Source organism: Bradyrhizobium sp. Ken51 (assembly GCF_055807435.1).
This window is the reverse complement of sequence record NZ_JBVVPB010000010.1, coordinates 126,168-141,275: the sequence shown is the minus strand read 5'-3', so window position 1 is coordinate 141,275 and position 15,108 is coordinate 126,168. Positions and strand designations below refer to the sequence as shown.

At 64.1% G+C, this 15,108-nt stretch carries 13 protein-coding genes; 8 read left to right on the top strand and 5 right to left on the bottom strand.

The window, feature by feature from the left end:
* Positions 1-6: 6 nt before the first annotated feature.
* Genes AC0L27_RS18790 through AC0L27_RS18775 form a run of 4 tightly spaced genes read right to left on the bottom strand, consistent with a single transcriptional unit; the run spans position 7 to position 4,273 of the window.
* Positions 7-705, bottom strand: coding sequence for a molybdate ABC transporter substrate-binding protein (locus tag AC0L27_RS18790; protein WP_473319962.1), 699 nt, complete (start codon positions 703-705; stop codon positions 7-9).
* Positions 702-2,834, bottom strand: coding sequence for a xanthine dehydrogenase family protein molybdopterin-binding subunit (locus AC0L27_RS18785; RefSeq protein ID WP_473319960.1), 2,133 nt, complete (start codon positions 2,832-2,834; stop codon positions 702-704). Before AC0L27_RS18785 ends, AC0L27_RS18790 begins: the two co-directional genes overlap by 4 nt.
* A complete protein-coding gene (locus AC0L27_RS18780) occupies positions 2,831-3,301 on the bottom strand; it encodes a (2Fe-2S)-binding protein (protein WP_473319958.1) in 471 nt (156 codons plus the stop codon). Before AC0L27_RS18780 ends, AC0L27_RS18785 begins: the two co-directional genes overlap by 4 nt.
* A 15-nt stretch (positions 3,302-3,316) precedes the next feature.
* Positions 3,317-4,273, bottom strand: coding sequence for a tripartite tricarboxylate transporter substrate binding protein (locus tag AC0L27_RS18775; RefSeq protein WP_473320029.1), 957 nt, complete (start codon positions 4,271-4,273; stop codon positions 3,317-3,319).
* A 250-nt stretch (positions 4,274-4,523) separates the two neighbouring features.
* On the opposite strand from AC0L27_RS18775, the gene AC0L27_RS18770 reads away from it, so the two are divergent.
* The 8 genes from AC0L27_RS18770 to AC0L27_RS18735 all read left to right on the top strand — a co-directional run bounded on the left by AC0L27_RS18770 (position 4,524) and on the right by AC0L27_RS18735 (position 13,320).
* Complete coding sequence (locus AC0L27_RS18770) at positions 4,524-6,614, top strand: molybdopterin-dependent oxidoreductase (RefSeq protein ID WP_473319957.1); 2,091 nt, start codon at positions 4,524-4,526, stop codon at positions 6,612-6,614.
* Between the two features lie 131 nt (positions 6,615-6,745).
* A complete protein-coding gene (locus tag AC0L27_RS18765) occupies positions 6,746-7,528 on the top strand; it encodes an enoyl-CoA hydratase/isomerase family protein (RefSeq protein ID WP_473305344.1) in 783 nt (260 codons plus the stop codon).
* A gap of 500 nt (positions 7,529-8,028) precedes the next feature.
* Complete coding sequence (locus tag AC0L27_RS18760) at positions 8,029-8,664, top strand: hypothetical protein (RefSeq protein WP_247411811.1); 636 nt, start codon at positions 8,029-8,031, stop codon at positions 8,662-8,664.
* Positions 8,665-8,750: 86 nt separating this feature from the next.
* The gene (locus AC0L27_RS18755; protein WP_473305348.1) at positions 8,751-9,179 is read left to right on the top strand and encodes a hypothetical protein; all 429 of its coding nucleotides are present in this window, start codon (positions 8,751-8,753) and stop codon (positions 9,177-9,179) included.
* Positions 9,180-9,478: 299 nt separating this feature from the next.
* Positions 9,479-10,408 carry a hypothetical protein gene (locus AC0L27_RS18750; RefSeq protein ID WP_473305350.1) on the top strand — a complete coding sequence of 310 codons (930 nt, stop codon included), beginning with the start codon at positions 9,479-9,481 and terminating at the stop codon, positions 10,406-10,408.
* 144 nt (positions 10,409-10,552) lie between these two features.
* Positions 10,553-11,365 (top strand): hypothetical protein, encoded by an 813-nt coding sequence (locus AC0L27_RS18745; RefSeq protein WP_473305352.1) that lies wholly within the window; start codon positions 10,553-10,555, stop codon positions 11,363-11,365.
* A gap of 255 nt (positions 11,366-11,620) precedes the next feature.
* Positions 11,621-12,034 (top strand): hypothetical protein, encoded by a 414-nt coding sequence (locus AC0L27_RS18740; RefSeq protein WP_473305354.1) that lies wholly within the window; start codon positions 11,621-11,623, stop codon positions 12,032-12,034.
* On the top strand, positions 12,034-13,320 hold the full coding sequence (locus AC0L27_RS18735; RefSeq protein ID WP_473319955.1) for a relaxase/mobilization nuclease domain-containing protein: 1,287 nt from the start codon (positions 12,034-12,036) through the stop codon (positions 13,318-13,320). The genes AC0L27_RS18740 and AC0L27_RS18735 overlap by 1 nt, the downstream gene beginning before the upstream one ends.
* A gap of 129 nt (positions 13,321-13,449) precedes the next feature.
* Here AC0L27_RS18735 and AC0L27_RS18730 read toward each other — a convergent pair whose 3' ends face one another.
* Positions 13,450-15,006, bottom strand: a complete 1,557-nt coding sequence (locus AC0L27_RS18730; RefSeq protein WP_473305358.1) for an AAA family ATPase — start codon at positions 15,004-15,006, stop codon at positions 13,450-13,452.
* Positions 15,007-15,108: the final 102 nt, after the last annotated feature.

The following is a 15,108-nucleotide window of genomic DNA, read 5'->3' as shown; positions in this document are numbered from 1 at the left end:
GGTTATCTAGCCGGTGAAGCCTGCGCGCTGGCGTAGATCCTTGCGGTCTGCGCCGGTCAGCAACGCGATCAGCGCGGCCGCTTCTTGCGGATGTGCGGCCCGCGTGGTCACGCCGGCCGTGTACATCGTCACGAGCTCCCAGCCCGGCGGCAGCGCTCCTGATAGCGCGATGCCGTCGGTCGCGATGATCTCGGTCGCTTGCGTGCAGCCAATCGGATGCGCGGCGGTGGACGCCGCAAGCTCCCGCATCGCGGTCGCGCCGTTGGGAAAGATCTTGAGGCGCGAGGCGGCCTCATAGGCGATGCCGAGCTGATCCAGCACCTTTGCGACGTGTTGCCCCGCCGTCGAGGCTTTCGTGTCCGGGACGTAGATCGCGTCGGCGCTGCGCAGCACCTCGCGCAGGTCAGCCTCAGTCTTCACCGTCACCTTGGGATCGCGGCTGCGGACCGCGAGCGCGGTCTCGACCCGCCCGACATCCGAGATCGAGGAGGGGGTGACGAGCTTCTCCGCGGCAAGCTTTGCAAGCAGCGCCTGCGTCAGGATCACCAGATCGGCCGCCGTTCCCGCCCGCAGCTTGTCGGCCATGATGCCGACGGCGCCGAACTCGCCGTCGATGCCGAAGCCGGTCTGTGTCTTGAAGGGATAGCTGAGGCCGCGCACCAGGCCTTGTGCCGCGCCTCCGCTCAAAATGGTCACTGTCGTCACGATGCCAGCTCCATGGCTGCAATGATTTTGTCGCGGGTGATCGGCAGGTCGCGCACGCGCACGCCGAGGCAATCGTAAACGGCATTCGCGATCGCGGCCGTCACCGGGCCGTGGGCGGCCTCGCCGGCGCCGACCGGCTCGATCTCCGGCCGCTGGACGATCTCGACATCCACTGCCGGCACCTCGCTGAAGGTGAGGATCGGATAATCGGTCCAGGACGTGGATGTAATGCGTGTCCGGTCGAAGCGGACGCGTTCCTTCAGCACCCAGCTTGTCGCCTGGATCGCGCCGCCCTCGATCTGGTTGATGACGCCGTCCGGGTTGATGGCCTCGCCGACATCGACCGCCAGCGTCAGCCGCTTGACGCGGATGTCATCGGTGCCTTCGATCTCCGCAATCGCGGTGCAATAGGCCCCGGTGTTCTTGTAGCGGGCGAAGCCGACGCCATGACCGATGCCGGCCTGCTTCCGCGGTTTCCACTGCGCGCGGCGTGCCGCGGCCCGGATGACGTCCTTCGCGCGCTCGTCGCGCAAATGACGCAGGCGAAACGCGATCGGATCTTCGCCGCGCAGGGCGGCGATCTCGTCGAGCAGGGACTCGATTGCGAAGACATTGCCTTGTCCGCCAAGTGTCCGCAGTGCCGAGGTCCGCACCGGCATGGTCAGCAGCCGGTGGCTCGTGATCGTCCAGGCCTTGAGGTCGTAGAGCGGAACGGAGTTGCGGTCGCCGCCACCGCCATTGGTTGCGGGCGGATTGGTCGAGATCATGCGCGGCCAGGGGTTCGCGATCTCGGTTGCGGCAAGCAGTGCGGGCTGGGCCGCGCGCCCGGGCCGCGCCGCGTGGCCGTTGCTCCAGATCGCATGGCGCCAACCGACGATCTCGTTGTCCGCATCGAGATCGGCCTCGATCTCGATCGCCATCGCCGCGCCGAATGGCGCGTGGGACATCTCGTCGTGACGTGACCACTGCACCCGCACCGGACGGCCGCCGGCCCCTTTCGCCAGCAGCACGGCATCGAGCGCGACATCGTCGGCCGCATTGTGTCCGTAGCAACCCGCGCCCTCCATGTGCTCGACGACGATGTTTTCTGCCGGCAGCTTGAGCACGATCGCGAGGTCGGCGCGCAGCAGATAGACGCCCTGACTGTGGGTCCAGACATGGACACGATCGCCGTCCCATTGTGCCATCGCACAGGACGGGGCGATCGAGGCATGCGCAATGTAGGGACGGATATATTGGCGGCGGAGGGTGCGAGCAGCTTTATCGGTCGCTACTACGGCCCTGGTATCAATGATGGTCGTTTCGACTGGTTGGCTCTTCAGAAACCCCGCCAGATCAGCTTCATCTGGCAGCGGCTCGCCGGCCGACCATGTCGCGCCCTTGCGCAAGGCCTTCAGCGCGGTTTCCGCCGCTACCTCGCTGTCGGCAACCACCCCGGAAAAGCTGCCGTCGCGGACGATCGCGACGAGGCCGGGAACGGCTCGCGTCGCGCTCTCGTCGAGCGCGATCAGCCTGGCGCCCGAGATGTCCGGCCGCAGCACGCGTCCGTGCAGCAAGTCCGGCAGCGGACAGTCATGAATAAAGCGCGGCCGTGCGAACACCTTGTCGGGAATGTCGACGCGCTGGACCGAATGTCCGGCCACAGTGCGCTTGGCGACAATCTTCGCTGTCGCGCCCGAAATGGCGTCGTGGTCGAGCGAGACGTCGCCGGCCAACTCCCAATAGCTGGTCCTGACATTGCCGGGGCCAGAGATCGTGCCGTCATCGATCTCGAGCAGCGACGCATCGACACCCAGACGCTCCGATGCCGCGGTGAGGAAGCGCTGGCGGACCTCGGCACAGACCTGACGCAGCGCGCGACCGGATTGCTGGACCGAAAGGCTGCCCGAGGTGACGCCTTCGTTCGGGCTTGCCGCCGTGGAGGCGCGGATCATCTCGATGCGGCCAATATCGACGTCGAGTTCGTCCGCTGCGATCTGCGCCAGGGCGGTGACGATGCCTTGGCCGATCTCGACCTTGCCGGGCGAGATCGCGACACGGCCATCGCCGTTGAGCTTCACCCAGGATGACAGCTTGGGATTGGCCGCAAGGCTGACCGGCAGTGGCGGGGCAGGGGGGGCCGAACTCATGATGTCGCCATCTCCGACGCCGCCCGCAGCACGGCGCGGACGATGCGGTTATGAGATCCGCAACGGCACAGATTGCGATCAAGCGCGGTTCTCACCTCCGCCTCCGTCGGCGACTGATTGCGCTTCAGCAGCGCCGCCGCGCTGATCATGATCCCCGAGACGCAATAGCCGCATTGCATCGCCTGCTCAGCGATAAAGGCGCGTTGCAGCGGATGCGGTTGCTCCGCCGTGCCGAGGCCTTCCACCGTGACGACCTCCTTGTCCGCGACCGACCACATCGGCATGTCGCAGGAGGCCATCGCGCGATCGTCGACCATGACATGGCAGGCGCCGCACTCGCCGGCCCCGCAGCCGAAATGCGGACTTGTGACGCCGAGCCGGCCGCGCAGCACATCGAGCAGCGTCTGATCCGGATCGGCATCCACAGCCGCCGCCGTACCGTTGAGCTGGAATTGAATGGTGGGCATTGTCGCTCTACGGCTTCAGGACTTGTCGAACTTCTTGACCACGTCGGCCCATTTTTCGATGTCGCCGCGCAGGAATTTGTCGAATTCCTCCGGCGTCATCGACATGGGCATCGCGCCCTGCGCAGTCCAGAGCTTGACGATGTCGGGCCGCTTCACCATTGCGTTCACGGCGGCATTGAGCTTGTCGATCACAGGTTTCGGCGTGCCGGCCGGAGCCATCAGGCCGAGCCAGATCGTCGCTTCGTAGCCTGCTACGCCCGCCTCGATCGCTGTCGGTACGTTCGGCAGTACCGCTGAGCGCTGCTTGCCGGTGGTCGCGAGCGCGCGGACCTGGTTCTCGCCGATGTTCGGCGCCATCGCCGGCACCGCGTCGATCATCATCTGCACCTGCCCGCCGATCACGCCGCTGCGGGCCTCGCCACTGTTGCGGTAAGGGACGTGGACGAGGTCGATGCCGGCCATGGCTTTGAACAGCTCACCGGCCATGTGATAGGGCGTACCCTGGCCGGAGGAGGCGTAGTTCAGTTTGCCCGGCTGTGACTTGGCGAGCGCGACGAACTCGTGCAGCGTCTTCGCTGCGACTTGCGGGTTCACCACGATGACGAGATCGGAAGAGTTCACCGGTGCGATCGGCGCGAGGTCGCGCATCAGCTCGTATTTGCGCTTATCCGGCGTCAGCAGGGATTCGTTCGCGGTCTGGGTGTTGGACATCATCAACAGCGTGTAGCCGTCGGCGGGTGACTTCGCCGCTTCGACCGTGCCGATGACGCCGCCCGCGCCGGTGCGGTTCTCGACCACGAAGGGCTGGCCAAAACTCTCCTGAAGCGCATTGCCGATCTGCCGGGCCGCGACATCGGCTGGCCCGCCGGCGCCGAAGGGCACGACGATCCGGACCGAATGGTTGGGATAGTCTTGCGCCAGGGACGGGGCTGCGGAAAAGGCGCTGAGCAGGCCGGCGGCCAGCGCCAGCATGAATTGTCGGGCCGTCACACCCACCTCCCTGATGTCGTTCTTGTTGGCCGGCACTGTAGCGGCAGGGAAGGCGGACTGTCGACGCCTCACAAGGCCGATGGTGCCTGGAATATCCTGCGGTTTTCGGTGTGGCGGGGCGGCTTTTCGCGGTCGCGGCAGGAACCGGCGGCGCGCGATTTGAGCAAATCGCATGGGCGTTGCCGGATAAATACCCTCGGCTGACAGGTATTTTGGTGTTACCAAATTGGACATGAACCAGCACGCCAAGATCGAAATCCGCCATTCGACCTGTCCGCATGATTGCCCGTCGGCCTGTGCGCTCGATATCGAGGTGCTCGAGGGACGCAGCATCGGTCGTGTCCGCGGTTCGAAAAAGCAGACCTATACGGCCGGCGTGGTCTGCGCCAAGGTCGCCCGTTATGCCGAGCGCATCCATCATCCTGAAAGGCTGATGTATCCGCTGCGCCGAACCGGGCCGAAGGGCTCCGGCCAATTCGCGCGGATCACCTGGGACGAGGCGCTGGACGAGATTGCGGATCGCTTCAACCAGGCCGAGCGCGAGTTCGGCGCGGACTCGGTCTGGCCCTATTATTACGCCGGCACGATGGGGCTGGTGATGCGCGACGGCCTCAACCGCCTCACGCATGTGAAGAGATATTCGCGGTTCTATCAGACCATCTGCGCCAATGTCGGCCGCATCGGGTTTGCGATCGGCACCGGCAAGATCGCCGGCGTCGATCCGCGCGAGATGGCGCTGTCCGATCTCGTGGTGATCTGGGGCACCAACCCCGTCAACACGCAGGTCAACGTGATGACGCACGCCGCCCGTGCGCGGAAGGAGCGTGGCGCCAAGATCGCGGCCGTCGACATCTACGACAACGAGACCATGAAGCAGGCGGATATCAAGATCATCCTGCGGCCCGGCACCGACGGCGCGTTCGCTTGCGGCGTGATGCATGTCCTGTTCCGCGACGGCTATGCCGACCGCGCCTATATGGACAAGTACACCGATTGCCCCGGCGAGCTCGAGGCGCATCTGAAGACCCGCACGCCGGAATGGGCGTCCGCGATTTCGGGCGTGCCGGTGGCGGAGATCGAGGCCTTCGCCAAATTGGTCGGCGAGACCAAGCGGACCTTCTTCCGGCTCGGCTACGGCTTCACCCGCTCGCGCAACGGCGCGGCGCAGATGCATGCCGCGAACTGCATTCCCGCGGTGACCGGCGCCTGGCAATATGAAGGCGGCGGCGCCTTCTTCAACAATTACGCGCTGTGGCACTTCAACGAATCCATCATCGAAGGTCACGACGCCATCGACCCAACCATCCGCGCGCTCGACCAGTCGCAGATCGGCCGCATCCTCACCGGCGATTCCAAGGCCCTGCACGGCAAGGGTCCGGTCAAGGCGCTGCTGATCCAGAACACAAACCCGATGACCGTTGCGCCGGAGCAGGCACTGGTGCGGCAGGGGTTTGCGCGCGAGGATTTGTTCGTCGCGGTGCACGAGCAGTTCATGACCGAGACGGCGCAGATGGCCGACATCGTGCTGCCTGCGACGATGTTCATGGAACATGACGATCTCTATTACGGCGGCGGTCACCAGCACATCTCGGTCGGGCCGAAGCTGATCGACCCGCCCGGAGAATGCCGCTCCAACCACGAGGTCCTGCAGGCGCTGGCGCCGCGGCTCGGTGCCAGGCATCCGGGGTTCGAGCTGACGCCGCGTCAATTGATCGATGCGACGCTGAAGCTGAGCGACCACGGCGATATTGCCGGTCTCGAAGCCGACCTCTGGCGCGACCTGCAGCCGGACTTCCGCACGTCGCATTATCTCGACGGCTTCGCCCATGCCGACAGGAAATTCCATTTCAAAGCCGATTGGGCGCATCCCCCGTTCGGCCAGAAGATGGGCGATTTCGACAAGATGCCGTCGCTGCCGGACCATTGGGCGGTGATCGAGCATTCCGACCAGGCCCATCCGTTCCGGCTTGCGACCAGCCCGTCGCGCAGCTTCCTCAACACGACGTTCAACGAGACCCCGTCCTCGCAGGCGCGCGAGGGCAAGGCGAGCGTGATGATCCATCCCCTGGATGCGGCCGCGCTCGACATCGCCCATGGCGACGCCGTGACGCTCGGCAACACCCGCGGCGAGACCACGCTGATCGCCACGCTGTTCGAGGGCGTGCGCCGCGGCGTGCTGATCGCGGAGTCCGTTCATCCCAACAAGAACCATATCGGTAACCGCGGCATCAACATGCTGACGGGCGCCGACACCATCGCGCCGATCGGCGGCGCCGCTTTCCACGACAACAAGGTCTGGATCCGGAAGGCGACCGCGGCCTGAGCTGCGCTCGCGCCTTAATCGCGCGCAAATTTGTGTCGAGGTGCTAAAGTGGCGCCTCCCGGCAGATTGCCCTTGCACCGCGCGCCCGAGCTGCCGCAAATGGCTGCAAACGGGAGCAAGGAAACTGCGTCATGACCGACACCACAGGCGTCATCACCGAGAAGCGCGGGCAGTCGTTCTGGATCACCATCAACCGGCCTGAGAAGCGCAACGCGCTGAACGGCGACGTAATAGCTGGCATCACGCGCGGCTACCGCGATGCCCATGATGACAAGGATGTCCGCGTTATCGTGCTGACCGGCGCGGGCGACAAGGCGTTCTGCGCCGGTGCAGATCTGCAGAACTCCGGCGCGGCTTTCGCGATGGATCATTCGAAGCCCAATGTCGACTATGCCGATTTGCTGCGCTTGTCGCGGAACGCGACCAAGCCCGCGATCGCGCGCGTCGGCGGCGTCTGCATGGCCGGCGGCATGGGCCTCCTCTGCATGACCGATATGGCAGTTGCCGCCGATCACGTCATCTTCGGCCTGCCGGAGGTGAAGGTCGGTGTGTTTCCGATGCAGGTGCTGAGCCTGCTGCAGGAGATCGCACCGCGGCGCCTCGTCAACGAATGGGCGCTGACCGGCGAACCGTTCGACGCGGACGCGGCACTCGACGCAGGTCTTCTCAACTACGTCGTGCCTGCGGCCGAGCTCGACGCCAAGGTCGACTGGCTGATCGGCCGTATCGTCGACAAATCCCCGACCGCCATCCGACGTGGCAAATACGCCATGCGGGCCATCGCGTCGATGTCGTTCGACGAGAGCATCGCCTACACCGAAAGCCAGATCGCACTACTGGCGATGACCGAGGACGCCAAGGAGGGCCTGAAGGCATTCGCCGAGAAGCGCAAGCCGGTCTGGACGGGGAGATGAGGGGCGCTCCGGTCATAAGCTTTCGTTAAGCTGACTGAGATCGTGCATGGCGAACGACCTAGTTATGGTGCTGATGCAGGGAACGCAGACGGAAGACTGCCTGCCCTGAATTCCACCATCATCGACCCGCTGACCGCAATGCCCTGACCGCTTCGCGCGGGTTGCGTTTTGGAAGCGCTTCCGAAGCGTGCATCGCCACTCGCTCCTCTGTTTGCGCTATTCTTGGTCTCGCAGTCGTTCGGCCGCTCACGGGACATCTAGTCAGGCAATCAAGAGCGTGCGCTCGATCGCCTATAGGTCATTTCTTGGATCAAAGCTCCTCCCATTCGGGCTGTCCTCCCTCTCTAGTTTGACGGCAAAAGCGAAAACTTTTCGCATTTGGATTTTTCTTCCCGGACCGTGCCGAGTTGCCATCATACGGAAAAGATTGACGTTTTTCCGTTTTGGTGTATCCTGGCCAAGGATACTTCAAACGAGAGAGCGTTGGAGCGCGCACGACCATGATGGGCGGCGATCAGTTCGACTATGGCCAGATTCCTCCCCAGATGCGGGACAGGCTGCCGGAGCTCGAGGTCGTCATCCAGGAGGGGGTGGAGCGGGAGGCCTGCAGCGGACTTGTGATCGGCGTCGCGCTGGTAGAGGCCAAGGAAGGTCTGGGGCACGGCATTTTCTTGCGGTGGTGTCGCGTGGTTTTGGGGTTCAAGCCGCGGAAGGCGCAACTCTATATGAACGCAGCGCATCTGTTCCAGCGCCACGGCGAGGTCGTGTGCCGGCTGCCGCTGACCGCCGCTCAGGCGCTGGGTGCTGCGTCGGTGAGCGAGGAAACGGTGCACGAGGTGATCGCGCGGGTGCGGCGCGGCGAGCGGGTGACAGTCGAGTTCGTGAAGCAGACGATCCGGCGCGCCAAGGAGGGCTCCGCTAAAATGGAGACGGACTCGGCTGAATCGGTTCAGATCGCGGCGATGATCACGGAGGCGTTGGACGCCCACCAATGCCGGCTGCTGCACGCTTTTCTTGAGGAGCGGCCGTCCGCGCGCCATTTCGTGGCGGATCTTGCCGATCGCGCGGCCGCGAAGATTCGCAGGAGCCGCTCTGCGCGGGCGACGCCCTCGATCCTCAGCCTGCCGGCGCCCTAATCGAGCATTCCACGTCGTGAAGGGCGGGCCACGCGCAAGCCCAACGGAAGGTATTTTGTTCATCATCTAAGGGCAATGGCACCGCGATGATCCTTGACGAGTTGTTGACGCCGATAGTTGCTGCGCTGGCCGCGACCGAGTTGGGCGTTCCGAAAACGCAAATGGTCATCGGCCAACACATCGGCTCGTTCGAGGCGATTTTGGAGCATGGCTTGACCTACAAGCAGATTGCCGAGGGTCTGAACGTCCGGGGGGCGCGAGGTCGCACGGGCGCGGAGTTCACCGGGCAATCGCTCTACAACTTCATCAAGCGTGCTAAGGGGAAGAAGGATCGGCCGCCCGGAGCGGCAACGAGGGGGCCGTCCGTTCGACCAACCGATGTTGGCGGACCATCGCCGGCGAGCACAGCGAAGAACCAGCCGACGTCGCCCGAACTTGAAAGGTTTAAGCACCGTATCGACCAGGCCCGGATCCACAACGCAATAGACGATCTCTTCCGTCGTGGAAAACGGTAGCGTGCATGCTTATCGAGGAGGATCGTGCCGAGGTTAAGAGCCTCGTCCTCCGGGTCCGCCGTCCTTCGGCGGATGTCGCGGTCCATCTCGAAGCCCTCGACCGGGCCGCGTCGTTGTTTCAGTGCCGGAGCGCGCGGCGCGAGGCCTCGGCTCGTATCGGGGAAGTCATCTCGCAGCTGTCCGTGCTCGTAGATGCGGCGCATCACGCGGCTCACACCGGCGTCGCCTGCATTCCGTCCGAGATATTGCCTGAGACTTTCGACGCGCTGATCGGGCGTTATCCATTCTCGAATTGCGACATGGCGCCTGTCACCGCTGAAGTGCTGAAGAATGCCGTCAGTTGCGCAGTTTCTTCCCGGACGGTCGTCGTAGCTGCGCCCGTCGAGCCCCATGTTGTGAATGCGGCGCTGCGCCAGGTCCCGGGCCAACCGCATTTGGTGGCCGTCAGGTCGACACCCTTCCCATTTGACGCGGCGAAGACGTATTTTTTCGAAGGTTTGGCCACGCCGGCTGCGGGCGATCTGAGAAGGCGGCTCGGAGATTTCATCGCTGGGATGACAGATGTCGCGCCCAGCTTCCTTGAACATGTGCGCGATCGCGTGTGCCTCGCCACACGAGATCCGGAGCGGCAAAACCGCGGACGGCGAACGCTCTATGATTGGGCCGAGCCGTCGCCCGGAGCCCGTCTGGTTTGGGACGTGCTCGAGGCCGTTCTGGATCCCATGACGGAGCGACCGCAAGGCCCGGTTCAGGACGTCATCATTCGGATCGTCGATATCCTGGCGGGGTCGATTGGCGTAGACAACATCCGTTCCGACGTCGTTTCCGCGATGTTGACGATCTGGGTCGCGAGCTGTCAGCACCATATCGTGGCAACGCGTCTGTCGGAACTCCTGGACGGCGCGTCGGGGCGAGCGGAAACGCTGCGCCATCGGCGTCGACGCGGCTTCTGGATCGCCTGCCATGGCGCCGTCCGTGACTCGGCCGCCGAACTCTGGCGCCGGGCATGCATGGGCGACTATCATCATGTCGCGCTGCTTGGCGGCTCTTCCAAGCCGTTCGATGCCACGTCAGCCTCGCCGGCCGGCGGCGTCAGCAGCACGCCGAAAGCCCGCGCGACGGGAATGCCGATGCCGACTCTCGATCTTGCCGCCGCAGCTAGCGCCGGGACGATTTTTCGATTCCTCCGCACCCTTGCAAAAGCCTGCGCGCCCGCGCTCCGCCCGTAAGCCGAGCCAGGCGTCCTCAGACGATTGATATCAATTTCCGACGGATGACGACAATCTACGACAGTTTCCACATAGGGTTCGTGGGGGCCTTGTTCGTCAAGCCATGCCTTATTCAGCTGCTCGCCGACAGAGGAGAAGCAGCTGATGCCGGGTTGGTACTTCATTGTCATCTTGTCCGCCATCGGCGGCCAGGGAAAGAGCCTGTTTACCGAACTCGTGGCGCTGATCTTGCGCTCGCGCGGATGCAAGATTGAGGTCTTCTCGGCGGACGTCGCCGAGCGGTTGGCTGACAAGCTCGGCAGCGTCACCAAGATCGACACCGATCTGCTCGACGCATCCGACGATCCGCTTGCTTTGTTGCGGGCATTTTCACCCCTGTCTAACGCCCTCGATCAGGCGGTGACAAGCGGTAGCAGCATCGTGCTCGACACGGCGGCCACATGGGACGTGACGGTCTTGCGCTTCCTGCGCGACATGGACGTCGATAAGTTGGTCGCCGACGGGGGCGGCCAGATGATCGTGGCGCTTGTGACCACCTCGAATCGTGACGCCATGCGCGCATTGGCGACGAACACGAGCTTAGTGCGCACCGCGCTGCCGCTCGCCCGGCCGCTGTGGGTGCTCAATGAACGGGTCGGCGTCGTGTTCCCGCCGAATTTCGATCCGGGCATCATCCACCTGGAGCCGGAGCACTTCGACGAGATGCGTGCGGGCGTGACGGAGATCGCGCTGCCGCGGCTCGATGACCGTCTGTGGCAGCCCGTGGACCGTGCAGGATTGAACCTCGTCGATTTCGTGAACGCCGATCCGGCGAAACTCGCCCCCTTGTGGCTCGATGCCTCCGGCCGGCCGCTCGATCGGCTGTCGGCGGCGGCGGTCCAGCGGCGCATCGCGAGCTGGATCGCAAAGATGATGGAGGAGGCCTCGCGCGGGCTCAGGTTTCCCGATGCCAATTAAGCTTGGGCCGACCTTCGCACGAGCCGAACAGCGCGGAGCCGCGGCTTCTTGCACGCTGGTCCGGCGCCTCGCTCGATCGACCAGCCTGATTTCCTTGCTGCTAGATCCGCCACGGGAGTTTCAGATGCTGACGCGGGCTGAACGCGAGCAAGTCCTCAAACTCCGGGTCCGTATCCGTCGAAGCCGGATCGGCCCGTGCGAGCACCGGCTGCGGCTCATCGGCCGCTGGATGGACGCCTTCTGGAGCAAAATCACGTGGGTGTAAACAGCTCCAAGCAGGGCCGGAAAAAGCCATTGGCGAAGCATCCAGAGATTGGCTGTAATACGCCGATCACGACCAACGCTCCTTTTTCCGTGCGCTTGCCGCAGGCACTCAAGGACCAGGCCACCGACCGAGCGGCATCGATGAAGATCGACCTCAGCCAATTCATCAAGGATGCGATGGAAGCCTACTTGTCCGGAACCCGTCCGCGCAGGAGGCGGGCCAAACACGACGGAATAAGACAAAAGCTCGCGGAAATCCACGCAACGATCATTCGCTGTGCGAACGAAATCAAGCAGAGCCGCGCTCAGGGCGCCGATGCCCAACACCTCGTGCAGACGACAATCTTGTTGCGAGATGCAGTATCCGCCTTGCTGCTGATCGCCCGCTCGATCGGGCCGCGCTGATGATCGCGCGCGCCTTTTCATATCGGGGGTCGCTAACGGACGCCCGCCGCCTCGATGCACACCTCTGGAAGGACAAGGATCAGCGTCCAGAACTCCTCGAGATGCGCAATCTCTGCGTTCGTCGGACCATCGACGGGATGCAAGTCATGGCGGCCCTGACGGCTGCGTCCCGCGCCGAGATTGCGCTCTGGCATCTCTATATTTCGCCCCGGCGTACGCTGACGACGGACGAAGCGGCGAAGGTCGTCGATCTCGTCCTCACAGAACTCAAGGCACATGACCACCCGTTGATGGTGTTCGCCCACAACGACAAGCCGCGTGCTGGAGGAGGTGCAAATCATCTGCACCTGGTGTTGGGCCACGTTTCCCCTCAAACTTTTCGCGCGCTGGACATGCGCCATCATGCACCGAGACTCCACAAAGTCATGGCGCTCGCGGCCTACCTGATCGAGGGCGAGGCCGTCCCGAGCCGTTGGCAAAAGTCGGTCATCGAGGCGCTTCGCGCCGATGGCAACGGTCACGTTGCCGACTGGCTTATCGACGAACTCGGGGTCGTGCCGGTCATCGATGCGCCGCGCATGACCGATTCCATGCGCCGAGCGGCTCAGGCTGTTGACTTCCCGCTGCCCAGGTTTCAGTCGGAGCTGAAACGCCTGTGGAAGAGTTCAGCGACGGAAGCCGAATTCGCCTCGTTCCTGGGCCGCAACAACGTGGCGGTCAAACCGGGGAATGCGCCGAGAGTGATCGCGTTTCACCATCCGCAGTTGTTCGTTGGTGCCTTGCATCGCATTCTCAGGCAGGAGGTCTCGGTTGCTTATCACGAGGCGCAGCGCCGGATCCCCCGGTTACTTCACGCCGATGAAGGCAACCCACTCGATGCTGCCTCGTCAGATGCTTCGGCCGAGGTCCTGAAGCCGTCCGATGCTGATCGGCGCGCCCGCCTCGATTTGCAGAAGAGGATCGATGCGATAGAGCGGCCGTTGGCTCGTCTGAAGACGGAACGTCTATCGCTGATCTACCAACCGGGCCGTACAGGCTCGGGCGAGCCGATTTCCCCGGACGAAATCGCCATCCGCATTCACCGTCTTGCCCGAGCCGAGTCCATTTTGGAAAAAGCGATTTCGCTGCTGTGCCAGGATGCTGGGTGGATGGTGGGACCGGAGCTCGATTTGATGCACGCCGCGGCGAAGATCGTCACCTCGGCGGCCGAGGACATTCCGCCGAACATTGAGATCGCGCAGCGCGGGGAGGTGGAAGATGTGCGAGTTTCCGGCTGGAGTCCTTAGTGACGGAAGTTCATGCGGTTGCGAGCCTTTGAAAGCGTCCTCAAGAGACAGGGCTGATCCCGCGGGGGACTTTGGATGACAACGCCTGAGACCTTACCCGCTGTGGCACAGGGGGATCGGCGCTATCGTTCAATGGCGGCTTGCGTTGACCTCGCGCTGGCGCAACACGATCTCGAGGAGGCGGCGGAGCCGTCGCACTGATCCGCCGCGCCAATGGTGCGCGATGGCGGAAGTTTCACTCGGGCTCAGGCCCTCGATCCAGCGCCGGTCCATACCCTGGTCGCGCAGGATATCGGTGATCACCGCGGGGATTAGAGCCAGAAGGTCGGCCTCCGTCGGCTTGGGAAAGTCTATCTTGCGGAAGCGATCGAGCAAAGGAGAGGGCAGGTTGTCGATGAAATTCGCCGTAGCAACGTAGCAAACGTGTCGCAGGTCAACGGGGGTCTGCAGTGCGGGGTCCGGATATTGCCGCGCCGAGTCGATTTCGAGGAACCCAAGAAGGCAATCAAACAGGCGGCCATGGTCTCGCCCCGTCGCGGCTTTGTCGAGCTCATCGAGCAGGATCATTACGTTGGCATGCCGAGCGCGCGCGATCGCCAGAAGCGGATGGCACGGCTGCGCGGTCGCCCATCTGCGGTCGGTTCCGGAGAACGCCGCGCCATCGGCTCCACTTGAATCAGTCCGCCACATGCCGACGCCAAGCAGCTGCTGCAGCCGTTGCGCGAAACGCGTCTTCCCGCTCCCGGGCGGCCCCACCATCAGCAGCGGGCGGAAGGCGATCGTGGGGCGACCGACGAGGTCGGATAGCACAAAATCGACGACATTGGCCGCGTAGCTGAATTCCGCCATCAACTGGCGGCGCACTTCCGCAAGCGCCGGTGTCTTGATCAGCGGCAAGGGTACATCGATCAGGCCTTTCAAGGGCGTGACGATCTCCTTCAATTTATAGCCCGTCATGGTGACCGGATCCGTTCGCACCACGATGACATGCCCCTCGGGAACGTCCAGCAGCGGCCTCTCACTACTGGCGTCGCTGCGCATGGCCTCCCGCTCGTCGGCTTTACGCAGACGCTCCCGCGAGCGGGCGAATGCTGTCTCCTCGGCTTCCTCGATCCTGCGCCGCGCCATGCTGGCGCCGAGCATCGCAGCTGCCCGGATTGCGGGCGTCTGAAAGGCACCTATAACTTCGTGCGCGCAGACTGGCAGTGCCGCCCAGCCATAAACGAGGGCCTCGATCTCGGCGGCGAGCTCGAGGGGGATGGACGGCGGAAGTTTGTGAAAGGCGGCAACAAGCGCGCTTGCGACACGGCGGTGCTCTTCGTCGAGCCCCCTGTCGCGAGGTAGCGCCAGCGAGATCAGCCGCACGCCATCGGCAAGGCTCCGGCACTCCGGCTTGTCTTCGCGGACAGCCCGGTGGTCGAGCTCGACGGCAAGCGCGCATCCGCTTGCGGCGTCGGGCGTGTCGATCCATGTCTCCGTCAGGGCGATGCCCGGGCAGACCGTCTCGATTTCGGCGGCGAGGCGCTGGTAGACCGAATGGTCGGCGCGCGAGGCCAGAACAGCGTAGCGCAGCACGCGTGGCAAGCTGGCAGTGGCCTGCTCGCCGGATGCGGAATCCTCGGCCGCGCCCTCGATGACCTTCTCATCGAGGTCGCTCGGCGGCAGGTCATCCAGATCATCGATCATGAGATTGCTCGGCTCGCGTCGACGCCGAAACACGGCGCCAGCAGGTCCTACTGTGAAAAATCGCGGATCGCTCTTGCCATTGCGGAGGAGGGCAAGGCCCCG